The organism is Streptomyces sp. NPDC085946 (assembly GCF_044540485.1).
Taxonomy (GTDB): Bacteria; Actinomycetota; Actinomycetes; order Streptomycetales; family Streptomycetaceae; genus Streptomyces.
In genome coordinates, this window is the sequence record NZ_JBITSF010000001.1 from 598204 (window position 1) to 618439 (window position 20236).

At 73.7% G+C, this 20236-nt stretch carries 20 protein-coding genes; 7 read left to right on the forward strand and 13 right to left on the reverse strand.

The window, feature by feature from the left end; all coding sequences use genetic code 11:
* Positions 1 to 34 precede the first annotated feature (34 nt).
* Positions 35 to 829 carry an EI24 domain-containing protein gene (locus ACIF8T_RS02615; RefSeq protein ID WP_400030356.1) on the forward strand — a complete coding sequence of 265 codons (795 nt, stop codon included), beginning with the start codon at positions 35 to 37 and terminating at the stop codon, positions 827 to 829.
* On the forward strand, positions 826 to 1440 hold the full coding sequence (locus ACIF8T_RS02620; RefSeq protein ID WP_400030358.1) for a LysE family transporter: 615 nt from the start codon (positions 826 to 828) through the stop codon (positions 1438 to 1440). Before ACIF8T_RS02615 ends, ACIF8T_RS02620 begins: the two co-directional genes overlap by 4 nt.
* On the opposite strand, the gene ACIF8T_RS02625 is transcribed toward ACIF8T_RS02620, so the two are convergent.
* Together ACIF8T_RS02625 and ACIF8T_RS02630 are read right to left on the reverse strand one after the other, a co-directional pair.
* The gene (locus ACIF8T_RS02625) at positions 1412 to 2770 is read right to left on the reverse strand and encodes a pyroglutamyl peptidase (RefSeq protein WP_400030360.1); all 1359 of its coding nucleotides are present in this window, start codon (positions 2768 to 2770) and stop codon (positions 1412 to 1414) included. The genes ACIF8T_RS02620 and ACIF8T_RS02625 overlap by 29 nt on opposite strands.
* A gap of 272 nt (positions 2771 to 3042) precedes the next feature.
* Entirely contained in the window at positions 3043 to 3633 is a 591-nt protein-coding gene (locus ACIF8T_RS02630; protein WP_400030362.1) for a TetR/AcrR family transcriptional regulator, read from the reverse strand.
* 64 nt (positions 3634 to 3697) lie between these two features.
* On the opposite strand from ACIF8T_RS02630, the gene ACIF8T_RS02635 reads away from it, so the two are divergent.
* Positions 3698 to 6172: a glycoside hydrolase family 3 protein gene (locus ACIF8T_RS02635; RefSeq protein WP_400030364.1), complete on the forward strand. Its 2475-nt coding sequence runs from the start codon at positions 3698 to 3700 to the stop codon at positions 6170 to 6172.
* Between the two features lie 131 nt (positions 6173 to 6303).
* Here the strand turns inward: ACIF8T_RS02635 and ACIF8T_RS02640 are convergent, their stop codons facing one another.
* Entirely contained in the window at positions 6304 to 7284 is a 981-nt protein-coding gene (locus tag ACIF8T_RS02640) for an aldose epimerase family protein (protein ID WP_400030366.1), read from the reverse strand.
* 15 nt (positions 7285 to 7299) lie between these two features.
* Positions 7300 to 8193, reverse strand: a complete 894-nt coding sequence (locus tag ACIF8T_RS02645) for an SGNH/GDSL hydrolase family protein (RefSeq protein WP_400030368.1) — start codon at positions 8191 to 8193, stop codon at positions 7300 to 7302.
* A 258-nt stretch (positions 8194 to 8451) separates the two neighbouring features.
* Here ACIF8T_RS02645 and ACIF8T_RS02650 point away from each other — a divergent pair, with 258 nt between their 5' ends.
* Positions 8452 to 8946, forward strand: coding sequence for a DUF3145 domain-containing protein (locus ACIF8T_RS02650; protein WP_400030370.1), 495 nt, complete (start codon positions 8452 to 8454; stop codon positions 8944 to 8946).
* A gap of 134 nt (positions 8947 to 9080) precedes the next feature.
* Here ACIF8T_RS02650 and ACIF8T_RS02655 read toward each other — a convergent pair whose 3' ends face one another.
* The 5 genes from ACIF8T_RS02655 to fasR form a co-directional block, all read right to left on the reverse strand.
* Positions 9081 to 10352, reverse strand: a complete 1272-nt coding sequence (locus ACIF8T_RS02655; protein ID WP_400030372.1) for a beta-ketoacyl-[acyl-carrier-protein] synthase family protein — start codon at positions 10350 to 10352, stop codon at positions 9081 to 9083.
* 79 nt (positions 10353 to 10431) lie between these two features.
* Positions 10432 to 10680 carry an acyl carrier protein gene (locus ACIF8T_RS02660; RefSeq protein ID WP_030341284.1) on the reverse strand — a complete coding sequence of 83 codons (249 nt, stop codon included), beginning with the start codon at positions 10678 to 10680 and terminating at the stop codon, positions 10432 to 10434.
* Positions 10681 to 10757: 77 nt separating this feature from the next.
* Positions 10758 to 11759, reverse strand: a complete 1002-nt coding sequence (locus ACIF8T_RS02665) for a ketoacyl-ACP synthase III (RefSeq protein ID WP_400030374.1) — start codon at positions 11757 to 11759, stop codon at positions 10758 to 10760.
* A gap of 15 nt (positions 11760 to 11774) precedes the next feature.
* Positions 11775 to 12689, reverse strand: coding sequence for an ACP S-malonyltransferase (locus tag ACIF8T_RS02670; protein ID WP_400030376.1), 915 nt, complete (start codon positions 12687 to 12689; stop codon positions 11775 to 11777).
* Between the two features lie 89 nt (positions 12690 to 12778).
* The gene (fasR, locus tag ACIF8T_RS02675) at positions 12779 to 13984 is read right to left on the reverse strand and encodes a fatty acid biosynthesis transcriptional regulator FasR (protein ID WP_400030378.1); all 1206 of its coding nucleotides are present in this window, start codon (positions 13982 to 13984) and stop codon (positions 12779 to 12781) included.
* A 62-nt stretch (positions 13985 to 14046) separates the two neighbouring features.
* Between fasR and ACIF8T_RS02680 the strand changes: the two genes are divergently transcribed.
* On the forward strand, positions 14047 to 14700 hold the full coding sequence (locus ACIF8T_RS02680) for a pirin family protein (RefSeq protein WP_400031467.1): 654 nt from the start codon (positions 14047 to 14049) through the stop codon (positions 14698 to 14700).
* On the opposite strand, the gene ACIF8T_RS02685 is transcribed toward ACIF8T_RS02680, so the two are convergent.
* Complete coding sequence (locus ACIF8T_RS02685) at positions 14697 to 15515, reverse strand: serine hydrolase domain-containing protein (protein ID WP_400030379.1); 819 nt, start codon at positions 15513 to 15515, stop codon at positions 14697 to 14699. The two genes, ACIF8T_RS02680 and ACIF8T_RS02685, sit on opposite strands and share 4 nt — an antisense overlap.
* Positions 15516 to 15639: 124 nt before the next feature.
* On the opposite strand from ACIF8T_RS02685, the gene ACIF8T_RS02690 reads away from it, so the two are divergent.
* Entirely contained in the window at positions 15640 to 16113 is a 474-nt protein-coding gene (locus ACIF8T_RS02690; protein ID WP_400030381.1) for a MerR family transcriptional regulator, read from the forward strand.
* A complete protein-coding gene (locus ACIF8T_RS02695; protein WP_400030383.1) occupies positions 16110 to 17126 on the forward strand; it encodes an aldo/keto reductase in 1017 nt (338 codons plus the stop codon). Before ACIF8T_RS02690 ends, ACIF8T_RS02695 begins: the two co-directional genes overlap by 4 nt.
* Before the next feature lie 142 nt (positions 17127 to 17268).
* Here the strand turns inward: ACIF8T_RS02695 and ACIF8T_RS02700 are convergent, their stop codons facing one another.
* From ACIF8T_RS02700 to ACIF8T_RS02710, 3 genes are all read right to left on the reverse strand, one after another.
* Positions 17269 to 18114 (reverse strand): DUF4429 domain-containing protein, encoded by an 846-nt coding sequence (locus ACIF8T_RS02700; RefSeq protein WP_400030385.1) that lies wholly within the window; start codon positions 18112 to 18114, stop codon positions 17269 to 17271.
* Between the two features lie 67 nt (positions 18115 to 18181).
* On the reverse strand, positions 18182 to 19399 hold the full coding sequence (locus tag ACIF8T_RS02705) for an alpha/beta hydrolase (RefSeq protein ID WP_400030387.1): 1218 nt from the start codon (positions 19397 to 19399) through the stop codon (positions 18182 to 18184).
* A 73-nt stretch (positions 19400 to 19472) separates the two neighbouring features.
* Entirely contained in the window at positions 19473 to 20141 is a 669-nt protein-coding gene (locus tag ACIF8T_RS02710) for a TetR family transcriptional regulator (RefSeq protein ID WP_400030389.1), read from the reverse strand.
* Positions 20142 to 20236: the final 95 nt, after the last annotated feature.

Below are 20236 nucleotides of genomic sequence, written 5' to 3' on the forward strand. Positions count from 1 at the left end.
TGACCGGCGCGGCACCCCCCGATAAAGTGCCCCCATGCGCGATCTTGGGGTGGGATTCCGGTATCTGCTGAAGGGCCAGCGGTGGGTGGCCCAGCACGGCAGGCAGTACGGCTTCGGGCTGCTGCCCGGCCTGATCACCCTCGTCCTCTACGGGGCGGTGCTCGTCGCGCTGGCGGTGTGGGGCGAGGACGCCGTCGCCTGGGCGACCCCGTTCGCCGACGACTGGTCCAGCCCCTGGGCGGGCCTGTTCCGCGGGTTCCTCACCGCCGTGCTGTTCGCCCTCGCCCTGCTGCTGTCCGTCGTGACGTTCACCGCGGTCACCCTGCTCGTCGGCCAGCCCTTCTACGAGAACCTCTCCGAGAAGGTCGACCGGGACGTCTCCCCGGACGGCACCGCCCCCGAGTCGGGCCTGCCGCTCTGGCGGGACCTGTGGATCTCCGCCCGCGACGGCCTCCGGATCGTCCTGCGGGCCGCCGTCTGGGGCGTGCTGCTGTTCGCCTGCGGGTTCCTGCCGGTCGTGGGCCAGACGGCCGTCCCGGTGATCGGCTTCTTCGTCACCGGCTTCTTCCTCACCGAGGAGCTCACCTCCGTCGCCCTCCAGCGCCGCGGCGTCGTGCTGCGCGACCGCCTCGCCCTGCTGCGCGCCCGCAGGACCCTCGTCTGGGGCTTCGGCACGCCGCTCGCCCTGGCGTTCCTGGTCCCGTTCGTCGCGGTGTTCCTGATGCCGGGCGCGGTCGCCGGCGCCACCCTCATGGCGCGCGACCTGCTCGGCGAGCGGACCGCCGAGGAGGACGACGAGGACCGCGAGCGGAAGGGCGTCACCCGGTGACCGAGGTCCTCGCCGTCGCCGTCATCACCGTCCTGGCCGTCGTCGCCCCCGGCGCCGACTTCGCCATGGTGGTGCGCAACAGCTACCTCTACGGCCGCCGCACCGGCGTGCTCGGCGCGCTCGGGGTCGCCGCCGGCGTCCTCGTGCACGTGACGTACACGATGCTCGGCGTCGGCCTGCTGATCGCGTCGTCGGCGTTCCTGTTCACCGTCATCAAGCTGGTCGGCGCCGCCTACCTCGTGTACATCGGTGTCCGCACCTTCCGCACCCGCGGCGAGGTGACGGTCGACCTGGAGGGCGGCACGGGCCTGACCCCCTTCGCGGCGCTGCGCACCGGCTTCCTGACCAACGTCCTCAACCCGAAGACGACCCTGTTCGTCGTCTCGACCTTCGCCCAGGTCGTCGGCCCCGGCACGCCCGTCCCGCAGCAGGTGGGCTACGGCCTGTTCATGTCGCTGGCCCACCTGCTGTGGTTCGCCGCCGTCGCCGTGTTCTTCTCGCAGGACCGGATGCGGACGCTGATGCTGCGCGGCCAGAAGGTCCTCAACAAGGTCATCGGCGCCGCCCTGGCTGGCCTCGGCGTCAGCCTCGCGTTCGCTCCGTCCCACTAGGGGCTGTCGTTCGGACCAGGTCGCGGGGAATCGACTGTGTGTCGTCAGCGCCGGTGAGCGTGCCGGGCCCCGCGTCCGCGGCGTGATCCGAACGACAGCCCCTGGCCCCGGCGGCCACCGCGACGATCGCCCGCACCTGCGCGACGATGTCCCGCCGGTTGCGCACGAACTCCTCGTCGGTGACCTCGGTGGTGTTCCCGGCGCCGAACTGGAGCACCGGGGTGTGCACGTGCCCGCCCGGCAGTGTGCCGCCCAGCCCGAGGCGGTCCCGCAGCAGGGTCGCCCGGTAGGCGATCTCGTTGGACAGGTAGTCCCCGCCGCCCCCGGCCCGCGCCGTCGAGCCCGGACTCGGCCCGTCCGGCCGGACCACCGGCTCGGTGCCGCCCGCCGGGACCTCGGTCACGCCCGTGTTGTCGTACACGGGGAAGCGGCCGGTGTCCGCCGCCGTGATCTCCCGGTACGGCAGGGTGGTCGTCGTCCACTGCGGCTGCGTGCGCGGGTCCTCGACCGGGACCGTCCCGGTACGGGAGGCGTTGTCGTTGTCCGGGAAGCCGCCCCGCCACGCCCCGTTGGTCCGCTCGACGTCGAACCGGCCGACCCGCCCCTGGCTGACGGTCGCGAACAGGTCCGCCTCCGGCAGGTGCGGCCGCAGCGTCCGCTCCACCGTCGCGTCCGTGAAGTCCTGCCAGCGCACCGGGAACACGGCGGTCTCGATGCGCGCCGGGCCGTCGGCCGTCTCGATCACCGTGCCGTCCAGGGCGAGCGCGGTGGCGCCGGACGGGTTGGAGATCCGGATGTCCCGGTCCAGGGTGAACGGGTCGAACCCGGTGACCAGGATCCGCTTCAGGCCCTTGCCGCGCGGGAACCGGATCGTGTCCTGGCCGCGCGAGGCGCGCTCCAACGCGGCCAGCAGCCTGCCCCGTTGCGCGTCGTCCAGGCCGAACCCCGGCTCGAAGGTGCGTACTTCACGCGTCATCCCGAGCCGTGCCCAGTACAGCGGCCGGTCGTCGTCCCGGCTCAGCTCGCCGCCCGCCGGGCCCCGCCCCTGCGCCCGGTCGACGGCCCGCCGCCACAGCGCGGACCCCGCGCGGACGACGACCCGGCGGGCCTCGGCGTACGAGCGCGCCGCGGCCAGCGCCCGGGCGAACTCCGGGGCCACGGTGTCGAATCCGGAGCGGCGCAGGATCTCCTGCGGCACGGGCCGGTCGAGGCGCTGCTCCTCGACGGTGGGGGAGGGGACCACGGCGGCGGCACCGGCCGTCGCCGGGACGGCGAGCGACGCCACCAGCGCCAGCCCGAGCACTCCGGTTCCAACGCGTATGACACTCACGGGAGTTCGGGTCCTTCCGTCGGGGACGTGCGGCACGTGCCGCAGTATCACGTGACGGAAGAGGCCCGCGCCACGGCGCGTCGCTCAGGGATCGTCCCCGCCGCCTCCCGCAGGGCGGCCAGAAGGCCGCGACGGCCGAGGTCGGCGGCCGGCCCCCGCACCGCGTTCTTCCCCCTGACCCCCGTCAGAGCGGAACCGCGTGCGTCACTCCGGACGACCCCGCCTCCGTGCCCCGGCCCCTCCTGCCCCGGCCCCTCCTGCTCCGGGGCGTCCTAAGGGGCCTTGCCGGCCGGTTCGCCGAGCAGCGTCAGGAAGTCGCGGAACGCGGCCGCCATGTCCACCGCCTCCGGGTCCAGCAGCCACTGGTACTGCAGGCCGTCGAGGACCGCGACGACCAGGGGCGCGGCCCGCTCGGGGGTGAGGCCGCCCGGCAGGCGGTCGCCGTACTCGGCGCGCAGCACCTCCGCCAGGGCGGCGCGCACCGAGCCGTACCGCTCGGTGAAGTAGGCGCGCGCCGGATGCTCCTCCGTGACGCTCTCCCCGAGCAGCGCCGAGAAGGTCTGGACGATGCCGGGCCGCATCGCGTTGTACTCCACCAGCGAGGCGAGCAGGTCCAGCCGCAGCCGGCCGCCGGGGATCGCGTCCCAGCGGTCCCGCTCCTCCAGCACCGCGACGAGCAGCGCCTCCTTCGTCGGGAAGTGGTGCAGCAGCCCCTGCTGGGTGAGCCCCACCCGCTCCGCGACCGCGGCCAGGCTCGCCGCCCGGTAACCGCGCTCGGCGATCACCTCCAGGGCGGCCCGCACGATCTCCGCGCGCCGCTCCTCGCTTCTGGCCCTGATCGTCATGGCGTCACCGTACGACATCCGGGGCACTCGATTGTTACGTCAGCATAACGAAACCTACCGCGTCACAGGTGGCCGGTGCACGATGGAGACGTTCACCGGCTGTCGACGTGGAGGTGCCGACGTGACGCAGACAGAGGAAGCAGCGCGGGACGAGGCCCGCGAGGCGGTGGTCGAGGCGGCGCTGCGCACCCTCGACCTGGACGCCAAGGCACGGCTGCTGTCCGGCCAGGACATGTGGACGCTGCCCGCGCTCCCGGAGATCGGGCTGGAGTCGCTGGTGATGTCCGACGGCCCGATCGGCGTGCGCGGGGTGCGCTGGAGCGCCGACGACCCGTCCGTCGCGCTGCCCTCACCGACCGCGCTCGCCGCCACCTGGGACCCCGGCCTGGCCCGCCGGGCCGGGGTGCTGCTCGCCCAGGAGGCCCGCCGCAAGGGCGTCCACGTCCTGCTCGCCCCCACCGTCAACCTGCACCGCTCCCCGCTCGGCGGCCGCCACTTCGAGGCGTACAGCGAGGACCCCCACCTCACCGGGCGGATCGGCAGCGGGTACGTCCAGGGCGTCCAGTCCGGCGGCGTCGGCACCACCGTCAAGCACTTCGTCGCCAACGACGCCGAGACCGACCGCTTCACCGTCGACAACCGGGTCCCGGAGCGCGCCCTGCGCGAGCTGTACCTGGCCCCCTTCGAGGCCATCGTCGAAAGCGCCCGCCCCTGGGGCGTCATGACCGCCTACAACGCGGTCAACGGCACGACCATGACCGAGCACCACCACCTGGTCGAGGAGGTGCTGCGCGGCGAGTGGGGCTTCGACGGCTTCAACGTCTCCGACTGGATGGCGGCCCGCTCCACCGCCGGTGCCCTCGACGGCGGCCTCGACGTCGCCATGCCCGGCCCGCGGACCGTGTACGGCGAGGCCCTCGCCCGGGCCGTCCGGGACGGGCGGGTCGCGGAGGCGAAGGTCGACGCGGCGGTCCGCCGCGTGCTGCGGCTCGCCGCCCGCGTCGGCGTCCTCAAGGACGCGCCGCCCGCCGTGACCGACCTCCCGGCCGAGGTCGACGGCGCGGCCGTGGCCCGCGAGATCGCCCGCCGCTCCTTCGTCCTGGTGCGCAACCGCGGCGCCCTCCCGCTGAAGCCCGGCCGGGTGGCGCTGATCGGCGCCGCCGCCCGCGACGCCCGCGTCCTCGGCGGCGGCTCCGCCACCGTCTTCCCCGCGCGCACCGTCTCCCCGCTCGACGGCCTCACCGCCGCCCTCCCCGAGGGCACCCTCACCTACGCCGTCGGCGCCGACCCCGCCACCGAACTGGCCGTCGCCGGCCCCGGCTTCGCGCTGCGCGCCGTCTGCCGCGACGCCGACGGGAACGTGATCGGCACCCGCTCGGCCCCGGGCGGCCTCGTCCAGTGGATGGGCTCCGACCTGCCCGAGGGCGTCACCCACGAGACGCTCCGCACCGTCGAGCTCACGGGCACCTTCGTCCCGCGCGAGAGCGGCGCGCACACCTTCGGCGTCAAGGGCATGGGCGCCTTCACCCTCACCGTCGGCGGCACCACGTACTTCGACGACGTCCAGCGCCCCGCCGAGGACGACCCCTTCGCGGCGTTCTTCGGCGCCCCCGAGCCCCGCGCCCGGGTCGAGCTCACCGCGGGCGAACCGGTCGAGGTCTCCCTCACCCACGTCGTCGCCCTCCCCGCCGACATGCCCATGAAGGTCGTCACCTTCGCCCTCGCCCACGCCGCGCCCGAGCGCGACCCCGACGAGCTGATCGCCGAGGCCGTCGAGGCCGCCCGCGGCGCCGACACCGCCGTGGTGGTCGTCGCCACCACCGACCGCGTGGAGTCGGAGGGCTTCGACCGCACCGACCTGTGTCTCCCCGGCCGCCAGGACGACCTGGTCCGGGCCGTCGCCGCCGCCAACCCGAACACCGTCGTGGTGGTCAACGCCGGCTCCCCGGTGGAGCTGCCCTGGCGCGAGGACGTCGCCGCCGTCCTGCTGACCTGGTTCCCCGGCCAGGAGGGCGGCGCCGCCCTGGCGGACGTCCTCACCGGTACCCACGAGCCCGGCGGCCGCCTGCCCACCACCTGGGGCTCCCTGGCGGACGCCCCGGTCACCCGAGTGGTCCCCGAGGACGGCGAACTGCACTACTCCGAGGGCGTGTTCATCGGCTACCGCGCCTGGGAGAAGGCGGGCCGCACCCCGTCGTACCCGTTCGGCCACGGCCTCGGGTACACCGAATGGACCTACGAGTCCCTGGAGGTCACCGGGACCACCGCGACCGTCCGGGTCCGCAACACGGGCGAGCGGGCCGGGCGCGAGGTCGTCCAGCTCTACCTGGCGCCGGCCGAGCCCGACCCCGCCCGCCCGGCCCGCCTGCTGGCCGGCTTCGCCGGGGCCGAGGCCGCGCCCGGCGAGAGCGTCGAGGTCACCGTCGAGCTGCCCCGCCGCGCCTTCGAGATCTGGGACGAGACGACCGCCTCGTGGTCGTTTGTGAAGGGTTCGTACGAGATCCAGGCGGGCCGCTCGATCGCGGACCGCCGGATCACCGCGACGGTTACCGTCTGAGACGGGACCCGCTCCCCCTGAGCAGCCCCGGCCCGGCACCTGACACCGGGCCGGGGCTCACCCGTTTCCGGCGAACAGGAAACCGGCGCACGGGAAAGCCGGCGCCCCGGAAGACCGGCGCCGTGCCGGTCTCAGCGCACCGAGAACCCGTACACCGTCTCCGACCGGAACACCTCGCCCGGCCGCAGCACCGTGCTCGGGAACTCCGGCCGGTTCGGCGCGTCCGGGAAGTGCTGGGTCTCCAGCGCGATGCCGTCGCCCGGGGCGAAGGGCGCGCCCAGGTGGTCCCCGGTGTAGACCTGCAGGCCCGGCTCGGTGGTCGCCACCGTCAGCACCCGCCCGGACGCCGGGTCGTACAGCTCGGCGACCTCCCGCGGAGCGTCCGTCACCCCCTCGTCGAGCACGAAGTTGTGGTCGTACCCGGAACCGGCCTTGCGGGGCCGGCGGAAGTCGAAGCGCGTGCCGGAGACGTCCTCCAGCGCGCCGGTCGGGATGAGGTCCGCGTCGACGGGGGTGTACCGGGAGGCGGCGACCCGCAGCTCGTGCCCGCCCGCGCTCCCCGCACCGGCCCCGGCCAGGTTCCAGTACGCGTGGCTGGTGAGGTTCACCACCGTCGGCGCGTCCGTGACCGCCTCGTACGCGATGCGCAGCGCGCCCGCCTCGTCGAGGGTGTAGGTCACCGCGACCTCCAGCCGGCCCGGGAAGCCCTCCTCGCCGTGCGGGCTGACCCGGGTCAGGCGCACCCCGTGCTCGACCGGGACCACGTCCCACACCCGCTTGTCGAAGCCGCGCGCCCCGCCGTGCAGCACGTTGGCCCCCTCGTTCGGGGCGAGCGCGTAGGTGCGCCCGTCCAGCGGGAAGCGGCCGCCGGCGATCCGGTTGGCGTACCGCCCGATCAGGGCGCCGAGGTAGGGGTCCGGATGGGCGAGGTAGCCGTCGAGGCCGGCGAACCCCAGCACCACGCTCCCGGTGCGCTCCCCCCACCGGTCCGGTACCTCGACCGACTGCACGATCCCGCCGTACGACAGGATCCGCACCCGTACACCCGCCCGCTCCAGTGTCCAGCGGTGGACCGGGGTGCCGCCGGACAGCGTGCCGAAGACTTCGCTCATGTGCGGCACTCTAGGTCAGGCCTTCTTCGCCGTGACCGCGCGGTAGGCGATCTCCGCCAGCCGGGCCTGCCCGTCCACGCTCGGGTGGAACCAGTCCCACCGGCTCAACTGGCCGGTGCCGAAGCGGTAGTCGTAGACCGCGCCGCCGTCGGAGCGGCACCGGTCGTCCCCGGCGCACACCTCCCGCAGCACCGTGTTGTAGTCCTCCACCCGCTTCTGCACGGTGTCGCGCCGCAGCGTCGCCGCCGCGTCCATGGCGTCCGCGTCGCCCAGCATCGAGGGGCAGATGCCCAGCTTCCACACCTGCTTGCCCAGCGGGTTGGTCCGGCCCTCGGACCACAGCCGCTTCAGGTTCGGCACACTGGCCACGAACACCTGGGTCTTGGGCAGTGCTTCACGGAGTGTGCGCATCGCCTCCTCGAAGTCGGCCCGGAAGTCGGCGACCGGGGTCATCTGCGCCGTGGTGTCCCGGCACGCGTCGTTCGCCCCGACCAGCACCGTCACCAGCTGCGGCCGGTGGCGCACGGCCCGGGCCATCTGCCCGGGCAGGTCCGCCATCCGCGCCCCGCGCACGGCGTGGTTCCAGCTCCGCTCGGCGGCCCCCGCCTTCCCGAGCAGCCGTACGGCCAGACTGTCGACCCGCTCGCTGCTGCCGGTCGCCCAGGACACCGACGGGCAGTCCACCAGCACCGCACAGGCGTCGAACCCGGTGGTGATGGAGTCGCCGACGGCCGCGACCGACGTGGGAGTGGTGTCCCACACCGGCACGGGCTTCGGCGAGCCCTTGCCCGCGCCCGCGCCGGGCGGCGCGGAGGAGTCGCCGCCGACGGCGTCGCATCCGGCGGTACCGAGGACGGCCGCGGTCAGGACCGCGAGCACGGCCCGCGCGCGGTGGCTTCGCTTCCGCATCCCTGCTCCATCCCTTCGCCGTGGCGTGCGCTTCTCCCAGTCATAACAACGCACGGAGGTTCCCGCCCGGCGAGGTGCGGCGGCTCACACCCGTACAAGCGTCCCCCCGGGTGAATGGCGGACGTTTCCCGGCACCGGGACCGACGGTACGTCACACTCCTTGCGCCGCCGCACGGTAGCCTCGCCATCAACGTGGTCCGCCCGGCCGCGGCCGTTCCGCCCCGTTTCCCCGATGTCCCGCTCTGCCCGGAGGTTCCGGTGACGACACGTGGAGTCCTGTACGTGCACTCCGCGCCGCGCGCGCTGTGCCCGCACGTCGAGTGGGCCGTCGCCGGGGTGCTCGGCACGCGCGTCAGCCTCGACTGGATCCGGCAGCCCGCCGCGCCCGGCACCTGGCGCTCGGAGTTCTCCTGGCAGGGCCAGGCGGGCACCGCCTCCAAGCTGGCCTCCGCGCTGCGCGGCTGGCACCTGCTGCGCTTCGAGGTCACCGCCGAGCCCTGCGCCACCGCCGAGGGCGAACGCTACAGCTGCACCCCCGACCTCGGCATCTTCCACGCCGTCACCGGCATCCACGGCGACATCCTCATCCCCGAGGACCGCCTGCGCGCCGCCCTGAGCCGCGCCCGGCAGGGCGAGACCGACCTGGAGGCCGAGATCTCCAAGCTCCTCGGCAAGCCCTGGGACGACGAACTGGAACCCTTCCGCTACGCGGGCGAGGGTGCCCCGGTCCGCTGGCTGCACCAAGTGGTCTGAGACGCCCTCGGGGGCGGCCCCTCAGGGGCGCGGGGAACCGCGTGACCAGCCGCGCACGACCCGCACGCGGCACACGACCGGCACGACGACGGCCCGGACCCCCACGGGGAGTCCGGGCCGCACGCGTTCGGGGGTCAGACCGTCCGGAACGCCAGCACCACGTTGTGCCCGCCGAACCCGAACGAGTCGTTGAGCGCGGCGATCCGCCCCTCGGCGGGCAGCTTGCGCGCCTCGTCGCGGACGACGTCCGCGTTGGCCTCGGCCTCCGGGTCGAGGTTCACGACGTTGATGGTCGGCGGCGCCACCCGGTGGTACAGCGCGAGCACCGTCGCGACGGACTCGACACCGCCGGCACCGCCCAGCAGGTGACCGGTCATCGACTTGGTCGCGGACACCGCGATGTGGTCGGTGTCGTCACCGAAGACCTTCCGCAGCGCCTTCAGCTCGGCGATGTCACCGGCCGGCGTCGACGTGGCGTGCGCGTTGACGTGCACGATCTCCGCCGGGTCCAGGTCGGTGCTGTCCAGCAGGTTCTGCAGGGCGTGCGCGATGCCGCGCCCCTCCGGCTCCGGCTGCACGATGTCGTGGCCGTCGGCGGAGACGCCCTGGCCGACCGCCTCGGCGTACACCCGCGCGCCGCGCCGGGCGGCGTGCTCGGCGGACTCCAGGACGATCACGCCGGCGCCCTCGCCGAGGACGAAGCCGTCGCGGGCGACGTCGTAGGGGCGCGAGGCGCCCTGCGGGTCGTCGTTGTTCTTGGACATCGCCATCATGTTGCCGAACGCGGCGATGGGCAGCGGGTGGATCGCCGCCTCCGTGCCGCCGGCCACGACGATGTCGGCGCGGCCGGTGCGGATCATCTCGACGGCGTAGCCGATGGCCTCGGCGCCCGACGCGCAGGCGGAGACCGGGGTGTGCACGCCCGCGCGGGCGCCGACGGCGAGGCCGACGTTGGCCGACGGGCCGTTCGGCATCAGCATGGGGACGGTGTGCGGGGAGACGCGGCGGACGCCCTTCTCCTTCAGCACGTCGTACTGGTCCAGCAGGGTCGTCACGCCGCCGATGCCGGAGGCGATGACGGCGCCCAGCCGGTCCGGGTCGACGTCGGCGCCCTCGCCGGCCTTGGCTTCGAAACCGGCGTCGGCCCAGGCCTCCCGGGCCGCGATCAGCGCGAACTGCGCCGAGCGGTCCAGGCGGCGGGCCTGCGGCCGGGGGATGACCTCGGTCGGCTCCACGGCGACCGGGGCCGCGATGCGGACCGCCTGCTCGGCGGCCCACTCCTGCTCCAGGGGCTTGACGCCGGAACGTCCGGCGATCAGGCCCTCCCAGGTAGAGGCTGCGTCGCCACCCAGCGGTGTGGTTGCGCCGATACCGGTGACGACCACAGTGCGATTGGTCGAGCTCACGGGAATTCTTTCTCCAACGTTGACGAGGATCAGCGGCGCCACCGCCGGGTGGCGGGGCCGGTCACCGGCCCGAGCAGACTCAGGCCTGGTGCTTGAGGATGTAGTCGGTCGCGTCGCCGACGGTCTTGAGGTTCTTGACGTCCTCGTCCGGGATCTTGACGTCGAAGCGCTCTTCGGCGGCGACGACGACCTCGACCATGGACAGCGAGTCGACGTCCAGGTCGTCGGTGAAGGACTTGTCCAGCTGGACGTCCTCAACCGGGATGCCGGCGATCTCGTTCACGATCTCCGCGAGACCGGCGACGATCTCTTCCTGAGTGGCGGCCATGGTGGCGCTCCTTCGTTGTGTTCCAGAGGGTTGGGCAGTGCGTCCCGTGCCGGACCGCAGGATCCGGCACGGAGTGCCTAGGGGAGGGTAACGACAGTCGCTGCGTAGACGAGACCCGCCCCGAAACCGATGACGAGCGCGGTGTCGCCGCTCTTCGCCTCGCCGGTCGCCAGGAGCCGCTCCATCGCGAGCGGGATCGAGGCGGCCGAGGTGTTGCCGGTGGTGCGGATGTCACGGGCGACCGTGACGTGCTCCGGCAACTTGAGGGTCTTCACCATCGAGTCGATGATCCGCACGTTGGCCTGGTGCGGGATGAAGACGTCCAGGTCGTCCGAGGTGATCCCGGCCGCGTCCAGCGCCTGCTGGGCGACCTTCGCCATCTCGAACACGGCCCAGCGGAAGACCGCCTGGCCCTCCTGCGTGATCGCAGGGAACTTCTCGACCGTTCCGTCGCGGTAGTCCGTCCACGGCACGGTCTGCTTGATGGTCTCGGACTTGTCGCCCTCGGAGCCCCAGACGGTCGGGCCGATCGCCGGCTCCTGGGACGGCCCGACCACGACCGCGCCCGCGCCGTCGCCGAACAGGAAGGCCGTGGCCCGGTCCTCCAGGTCGGTCAGGTCGCTGAGCCGCTCCACGCCGATGACGAGGACGTACTCCGCCGAGCCCTCGACGACCATGCCCTTGGCGAGGGTCAGGCCGTAGCCGAAGCCCGCGCAGCCGGCGGAGATGTCGAAGGCGGCGGCCCGGTCGGTGCCCAGCATGTCGGCGATCTGGGTCGCGACGGCCGGCGTCTGGCTGAAGTGCGAGACGGTCGAGACGACCACGGCACCGATCTGCTCGGCGTCGATCCCGGCGTCCGCGAGGGCCTTCCCGGAGGCCTCGACCGACATCGCGGCGACGGTCTCCTCGGGCGACGCCCAGTGCCGCGTCTCGATGCCGGAGCGCGAACGGATCCACTCGTCGGACGAGTCGATCGTCTCCAGGATCACCTCGTTCGGCACGACCCGGGTCGGGCGGTAGCCGCCCACACCGAGGATGCGCGCGTACGGGGCGCCCTTGCCGGGCTTGATCTTCGCCATGCGGTCGGCTCCTTGTCAGGCGCTGTGCTCTGCGACGAGCTCGCGTGCCGCGTCGAGGTCGTCGGGGGTCTTGAGGGCCAGCGTCTTCACGCCGGGCAGGGCGCGCTTGGCGAGCCCGGTCAGGGTGCCGCCCGGGCAGACCTCCAGCAGCGCGGTCGCGCCGAGCTCCTCGAAGGTCTCCATGCACAGGTCCCAGCGCACCGGGTTGGCGACCTGCCCGACCAGGCGCTCCAGCACCTCGGCGCCGGAGGCGATGGCCCGGCCGTCCTTGTTCGAGACGTACGGGACCTTGGGGTCCGCGGGCGACAGGGCCTCGGCGGCCTTCGCCAGCGCGTCGACCGCGGGAGCCATGTGGTGGGTGTGGAAGGCGCCGGCGACCTTGAGCGCGACGACCTTGCGCACGCCCTCGGGCTTGTCCGCGTCCAGCGCGGCCAGCTGCTCCTTGGTGCCGGCGGCGACGATCTGGCCCGCGCCGTTGATGTTCGCCGGGGTCAGGCCGAGCTTCTCCAGGTGCGGCACGGTCACCTCCGGGTCGCCGCCGAGGAGCGCCGACATGCCGGTCTCGGTGATCGCGGCGGCCTCGGCCATGGCCAGGCCCCGCTTGCGGACCAGGCCCAGCGCGGCCGCGTCGTCCAGGACGCCGGCGAAGGCGGCGGCGGTGATCTCACCGACGCTGTGGCCCGCGACCGCGCCCGGTGAGATGTCACCGAGTGCCGTGGCGGACAGCAGTCCGGCCGCGACGAGGAGCGGCTGGGCGACAGCCGTGTCCCGGATCGCGTCCGCGTCGGCCTTCGTGCCGTAGTGGACGAGATCGAGTCCGATGGCATCGGACCAGGCGGCGACGCGGTCGGCGGCGCCGGGCAGTTCGAGCCAGGGAGTCAGGAAGCCGGGCGTCTGGGCGCCCTGGCCGGGAGCGACGAGTACGAGCACCTTCACACTCTCTCTTGGGGACGGCCGCGGCCGCCCGTGGGGACAAGGACGAAGAACAGGAAGGGGTTTTGTGGAGCTCCGACAAAACCTTAGAGCTGTAGATCGCCGTCCGCCAGACGCCCCAGGATCAGGGCGATTCGCAGTGTGAAGGCAGAGCGTACATCGGAAGGGGACCAACCGGTGACGTCAGTCACACGTCGGAGCCGGTAGCGCACGGTGTTGGGGTGAACGAACAGCATCCGCGCGGCGCCTTCCAGGCTGCTGGCCTGCTCCAGGTAGACGCTGAGCGTCTCCAGCAGCGCGGCCCCGGCCTCCTCCAGCGGTCTGTAGATCTCCTCCACCAACTGCTCGCGGGCCGACGGGTCACCGGCGATCGCGCGCTCCGGGAGCAGGTCGTCCGCGAGGACCGGCCGCGGGGCGTCCTGCCAGGCCGAACACGCTTTGAGACCGGCCGCCGCGGCCTGCGCGGACCGGGTCGCGGCCAGCAGGTCGGGCACCACCGGGCCCGCCACCACCGGCCCGGCCGCGTACGGGCCGATCAGCGACTTGGCGACGGCCAGCGGGTTGTCGCTGCCGCCCGCGATGACCACCAGCCGGTCCCCGAGCACCCCGGTCAGCACCTGGAGCTTGGCGTGCCGGGCGGCCCGCCGGATGGCCTCCACGGTCAGCTCGGAGTCCCCGTCGGGCGCCGTGCCCAGCACCACGCACACGTGCTCGGGGGAGTTCCAGCCGAGGGCGGCGGCCCGCGAGACGGCCCCCTCGTCGGCCTCCCCGCTCAGCACGGCGTTCACCACCAGCGACTCCAGCCGCGCGTCCCAGGCACCGCGTGCCTCGGCGGCCTGCGCGTACACCTGGGCGGTGGCGAAGGCGATCTCGCGGGCGTACACGAGCAGCGCCTCGCGCAGCACCGACTCGTCGCCGGGCGCCGCGACCTCGTCGATCGCGCTCTCCATGACCTCGATGGTGGTGCGCACCATCTCCACGGTCTGCCGCAGGGTGATGGCCCGGGTCAGCTCGCGCGGTGCCGTGCCGAAGACGTCGGTGGAGATGGCCTGGGGGGCGTCGGGGCGCCGGAACCACTCGGTGAAGGCGGCGATGCCGGCCTGGGCGACCAGCCCGATCCAGGAACGGTTCTCCGGAGGCATGGCCCGGTACCAGGGCAGCGTCTCGTCCATCCGCGTAATGGCCTGCGCGGCGAGGGATCCGGACGACTTCTCCAGTCGCTTCAGGGTCGCTGCGTGCGGGTGGGCGAGGACGGCTGCGGTGTCGTTCATGCTGGTTTCGGGTTCGGGCACGGGGACAAGACTGCCTTATCCGGACGGGCGTGCGTGCCGCCGGGTCTACCGTGGACCTCGTGATGGACGTACGGCGCGCCGGCGAGCGCTACCAGGGCGGTGATCCCGCGGCCGGGATCGAGACGCGGCACGCCTTCTCCTTCGGCCCCCACTACGACCCGGACAACCTCCGCTTCGGCGCGGTCGTCGCCTGCAACGAGGAGCGGCTGGCGCCCGGCGCCGGCTTCGACGAGCATCCGCACAGCCACACGGAGATCGTGACCTGGGTGGTCGAGGGCGAGCTGACCCACCGCGACTCCACGGGCCGCGAGACGGTGGTCCGCCCCGGCGACCTCCAGCGGCTGAGCGCGGCGTCGGGCGTGCGGCACGTCGAACGCAACGACGGCCCCGCGCCCCTGACCTTCCTCCAGATGTGGCTGACCCCGCGCGACCCCGGCGGCGACCCCGGCTACGAGGTCGTCCGCGGCGTCGCCGACGCCACCCCGTACGCCGTGCCGGAGGCGGGCGCGGTCCTGCACGTGCGGCGGCCGGCGGCGGGGGAGCGGACGGTCCTGCCGGCCGCGGCGTTCGCGTACGTCCACGTCGTCCGGGGCGGGATCCGCCTGGGCGGCGCGGAGTTGGGCCCCGGCGACGCGGCCCGCGTCACGGACGCCGGGGGCCTGGAGGCGGTGGCGGTGACGCGGGCCGAGCTGCTGATCTGGGAGATGGCGGGCTAGCGGAGTTCCGCCAGCACCGCCTCCGTGAACGCCGGCCACGCCTCGATCGCCCACGGGCCGAACGCCCGGTCCGTCAGCGCGACGCAGGCCGCCCCCGCGTCCGGGTCGATCCACAGGAACGTACCGGACTGCCCGAAATGCCCGAACGTGCGGGGCGAGGACGAAGCGCCCGTCCAGTGCGGCGACTTGCCGTCGCGGATCTCGAAGCCGAGCCCCCAGTCGTTGGGGTTCTGGTGGCCGTACCCGGGCAGGACGCCCTTCGTGCCGGGGTACTGCACGGTCATCGCCCCGGCGACGGTCCGCGGGTCCAGCAGCCGGGGCGCCTGCACCTCGGCGGCGAAGCGCAGCAGGTCCTCCACCGTGGACACGCCGTCCTTGGCCGGGGAGCCCTCCAGCGTCGTCGACGTCATCCCCAGCGGCTCCAGCACGGCCTGCCGCAGGTACTCGCCGAAGGGGATGTCGGTCGCCCGGGCGAGGTGGTCGCCGAGCTGCTCGAACCCGGCGTTGGAGTACAGCCGCCGCTCGCCGGGCGCGGCCGTCGCCCGGTGCTCGTCGAAGGCGAGCCCGGAGGTGTGCGCCAGCAGGTGCCGTACGGTCGCGCCCCGCGGCCCGGCCGGCTCGTCGAGTTCGACCGCGCCCTCCTCGTACGCGACGAGCACCGCGTACGCGGCGAGCGGCTTGGTGACCGAGGCCAGCGGGAAGCGCCGCCCGGCCGGACCGTGGGTGCCCAGGACGGTGCCGTCCGCCCGTACGACGCCCGCCGCGGCGGTGGGAACCGGCCAGTTCTCGATCAGTGCGAGGCTCTTCAAGGACATGACCGTGAGCCTAAGCGGCGCGCCGCCGCGGCCGCACCGAGGGGCCGGTCGCCGGCCGCGTCCTGCCGGATTCTCGCCGCCGGTGCTTGCTTGGAGCGCACTCCAAGGTCCTAGCGTGGTGGCCATGACGGTGATGGAGACCGAGACCACGACGAGTACCCGTACCGACAGCTGCGCGGGACCGCGGCCGCGGAACCGCCGGCCGGACGGCCAGGACCAGTACACGATCAGCGAGGTCGCCGCCCTCACCGGCCTGAGCGCCCACACCCTGCGCTGGTACGAGCGCATCGGGCTGATGCCGCACATCGACCGGTCCCACACCGGCCAGCGGCGCTACACCAACCGGGACCTGGACTGGCTGGACCTCGTCGGCAAGCTCCGCCTGACCGGCATGCCGGTCGCGGACATGGTCCGGTACGCGGAACTGGTGCGCGAGGGCGACCACACCTACGGCGAGCGCTTCGACCTGCTCAAGGCGACCCGCGAGGACGTCCTGGCGCGGATCGCCGAACTCCAGGGCACGCTCGCCGTGCTCGACCGGAAGATCACCTTCTATGCGGACGCCGGGCGCGCCCTGGCGTCGGAGAGGTCCCGATGACGCACGGCAGGATCGCGCGGACGGCGCTCGGCACCGGCGGCCCCGAGGTGGGGATCCAGGGCCTGGGCTGCATGGGCATGAGCTTCGCCTACGGCCCGGCGGACGAGAAGGAGTCACGCGCCACCCTGGAACGGGCGCTGGAGCTCGGCGTCACGCTGTACGACACGGCGGACGCGTACGGCGCCGGGGAGAACGAGCGGTTCCTCGCGCCGTTCTTCCGGGCGCACCGCGACGAGGTGGTCGTCGCCACCAAGTTCGCCCTGGCGATCCCGCCGGACGAGCCGACGAAGCGGATCATCCGCAACGACCCGCCGTACATCCGCCAGGCCGTCGAGGCCAGCCTGCGGCGGCTCGGCGTCGACGTGATCGACCTCTATTACATGCACCGGCGCGACGTGAACGTGCCGATCGAGGAGACCGTCGGCGTGATGGCCGAGCTGGTGCGCGAGGGCAAGGTGAAGCACCTGGGGCTGAGCGAGGTGACGGCGGACGAACTGCGCGCCGCGCACGCCGTCCATCCGGTCGCCGCCGTGCAGTCGGAGTGGTCGCTGTTCAGCCGGGACATCGAGGCGAAGGTGGTGCCGGCGGCCCGGGAGCTGGGAGTGGCGCTGGTCCCGTACTCGCCGCTCGGCCGCGGCTTCCTCACCGGCTCCTTCGTGAACGCCGAGACCGACCTGTCGGCCGACGACTTCCGGCGTCAGCAGCCCCGCTTCACCGGCGGCAACGCGGCGGCCAACGCGGCCCTGCTGGACCCGGTCCGGACCGTCGCCGGGCGGCACGGAGCCACCCCCGGCCAGATCGCCCTGGCCTGGGTCCAGCAGCGGGCGGCGGTCCACGGGCTGCCGGTGGTCCCGATCCCGGGCACCCGTAAGCCGGGCCGGGTGGAGGAGAACACGGCGGCCACCGGCATCGTCCTGACCGAGGAGGAGCTCGCCCTGCTGGAGCCCATAGCCGCCCGGGTCGCGGGCGACCGCTACGCGGACATGGCGTTCACGTCGGCGGGCCGGGAGTGAGCGGCGCCGGCGGAGCGGCGCCCGCGGGGGCGCGGGGAACCGCGCGGGCGACCCGCCGCACCCGGCGGCGAAGGGCACCCGGCGGGCGCGGCCGCTGAAGGGTGTTGCAAAATGCCCGGAACCAAGCCTCCTGCGACACCCTTCAGAGCTGCGCCAGCAACTCCGCCTTCTTCACGGAGAACTCCTCGTCCGTCACCAGGCCGGCCCGGTGCAGCTCCCCGAGGTGCCGGATCCGCTCGGCGATGTCCGCGGGGTCGCGCCGCACCCCGGTCGGCACCGCGGCCACCGGCTGCGCCCTGCGCACCGCCGCCAGCACCGCCGCGGCGAACGGCAGCGACTCGTGCACCGGCCCGTACCCCAGCCCGAACACCACGGCCCCCGGGTCGTGGTCGGCCTGCGCGGGCGGCTCGGGCACCTCGCGCCGCGACAACCGCAGGTATCCCTCGAACAGTTCGGGGGAGCGCCACTCCACCCCGTTGAGGTCGGCGACCGGGAAGGTCTGGTCGCCGGCCTTCCACTTCGCCGACGACGCCCCGGTCCAGAACCACCGGAACGACACGGCCGTCCCGTCGAAGGACGCCTTCCCGTCGTACGCCTTGAACTGCAGGGGCGCCTCGGGCGCGGCCACCAGGTGGCGCTCGGCCGGCCCGGACTCCGTGAGCCGCGTGCGCAGTTCGTCGGCGTAGTACTCGGCGAGCACCTCCCGCTCGGCCGGCAGCACCAGCCGGTAGGGATCGCTGCCCTCCTTGAGCTGTCCCGCCGCCGCCTCCATCAACGGGTCGGCCCCGGGCCGGGGTTCGGCGTGCAGGACGACGGTGCCGCGCTTGCCGGGCGTCAGCGTCACCCGGGCCAGGGCCTGGAGGGGGACGCGGCGTTCCCCCAGCGTCTGCAAGAGCTTCGGTGTGCGAATCCCCCGTTCGTAGCGGATGAGCACGGAGTCGGACTCGAACTCCCAGGCAGCCTGAAATCCGGCCAGTACATCACCCATGCGGCTCATCGTATGCGGCACGCGCCCTTTCGTCCCCTCCCCGCGCATACCGCACTTCCTGCTGCCTCTACGCGCGTCCGGCTGCCGCCGCGCCGGACAGCCCGGCCCGGCACACGCCGTCGTCCCGCGCGCAGTCCACCGCGTCGTACGCGCCGACGCCGATCTCGGCGAAGTTGGCGAGGCTCTCCGTGCCCGGTTCGAAGTAGCCGCCGTGTCCCTCGGCGCCCCGCGCCGACAGCACCCGCGCGCCGAACCCGGCCGACACGGGGTCCGCCCCGTGACCGAGCCCGCCGACCTCCAGGTACGGCACGTCCTGCACCCAGTCGTCGGCGTCCCGCATCGCCCACACGTGGGCCGAGGTGCGCAGCTGGGAGGCCGCCTCGACGCGCATGCCGGGGCTGCCCGCCACCGCGATGTCCGCCACCCGGCCCGGCAGCCGGTGCGCGGCGAGCCCGCACACCACGGAGCCGTAGCTGTGGCAGAACAGCGACACGGGCGCGTCCCCGGGCAGCGCCCGCACCAGCGCGTCCAGCCGTCCGGCGCCGACCTCGGCGCGCATCGCGGTGGCCGCGTCCATGCCGAGCCCGCTGGGGGCGGTGTAGTCGGCCCAGGCGATCACGGCCGTACGGGTCGCCGGGCTCGCCGTGCGCTCGGCCGCGTACAGGGACTCGGCCATGCCGACGGGCGCGGAGTACTTGCGGTGGGTGCGCTGGAAGGTGAGCAGGCCGGTGTCGACACCGGGGACGACGACGGAGATCCGCTCGGCGCCGCGCAGGTCGCCGAACACCTCGGCGACCCGGCCGGAGCCGTCCGGGTCGAAGGCGAGGATGCGGCGGCCGCCGTGCATCAGCGCCTCGAAGCGGTGCATGCGGCGGCCCGCCGCCTGCTGCCCGGCCGGGGTGAGGTGGCCGTCGCGCATCCGCTCGCGCTCGGCCTCGCGGGCCTGCCCGAGGGCGACGCGGTTGGCGCGGTAGCGCAGTTCGACCGGGGCGCCGTTCATGTTGCCGACGGTGAGCGGGTAGCGGCGGGCCAGGCTCGCACGCTGCTGCTCGGTGAGGGAGGCGAAGAAGCGGGCGAGGCGGGCGGGGGCGGACCGCGCGTCGGGGAGTGGGCGTCCGTCGATCCGGCCGTGTTCCCAGGCGCTGAGCGAGGCGTGCAGCGGTGTCTCGCCGCGCTGGCCGCGCAGGGCGGTCCAGCCGGTCGTCGCCAGCATCACGAACACCACTGCCAGCGCGAGCAGCGCGCGCCACACGGTCGATTGCGAGGAGGTGTCGAAGGAAGTCACTGAAAGGACACACTAGGAGAACGGGAGGGTCTCGGGTGACCCAAGTGACGCGGATCACGTTTCGGTGCCGCCGTTACGGGGTTGGGCCCGGACGCCAGTTCCCCGCCAGTGCCGGACCCGCCTGGTCCAGGTACGTCCTGGCCAGCTCCCGCATCGCCTCCATGCTGAGGTCGCCGCTCGCCGACCAGATGCGCTCCGTCACGCGGATCACCCCGCCGACGACGGCCACCAGGATCCGCGGCCGCGGGTCCCGGTCGATGTCGAGCCCCTCGCGCTCGGCGATGATCCGCGCGAGCTCCTCCTCCAGTTCCGCCGCGCGCCGCAGGTGGGCGGCGAGCAGCGCGGGCGTCGACTCGATCACCCGGTAGACGCGCAGGTGCAGGTCGATCGGCACGAGCCGCTCGATGTCCGCGCCGATGGCGTCCCAGCTGTCCAGCACGGCCCGGCGCAGCGCCTCCAGCGGCGTCTCGGCGGCCGGGCGCGCCCGCAGGGCCGCGACGACGTGCGACTCCGCGAGCCGCGGCACGAAGAACGCCGCCTCCTCCTTGCTGGCGAAGTAGCGGAAGAAGGTGCGCTGCGAGACGTCGACGGCCGCCGCGATGTCGTCGACGGTCGTGGCCTCGTACCCGCGGGTGGCGAACAGCTCCAGGGCGGCGCGCAGCAGGGCGTCCCGGGTGGCCCGTTTCTTGCGTTCCCGCAGGCCCGGCCGCGGTGCCGCCCGCACGGTCCCGACCGTCTCCATGAACCCTCCTCGAACTGTTCGCCCAGTTCAGGGTATAGGTGAGTGTCGTGTCAGTTACCGACTTGTGAATTGGTTTGTCAACTGTCAGTGACTGT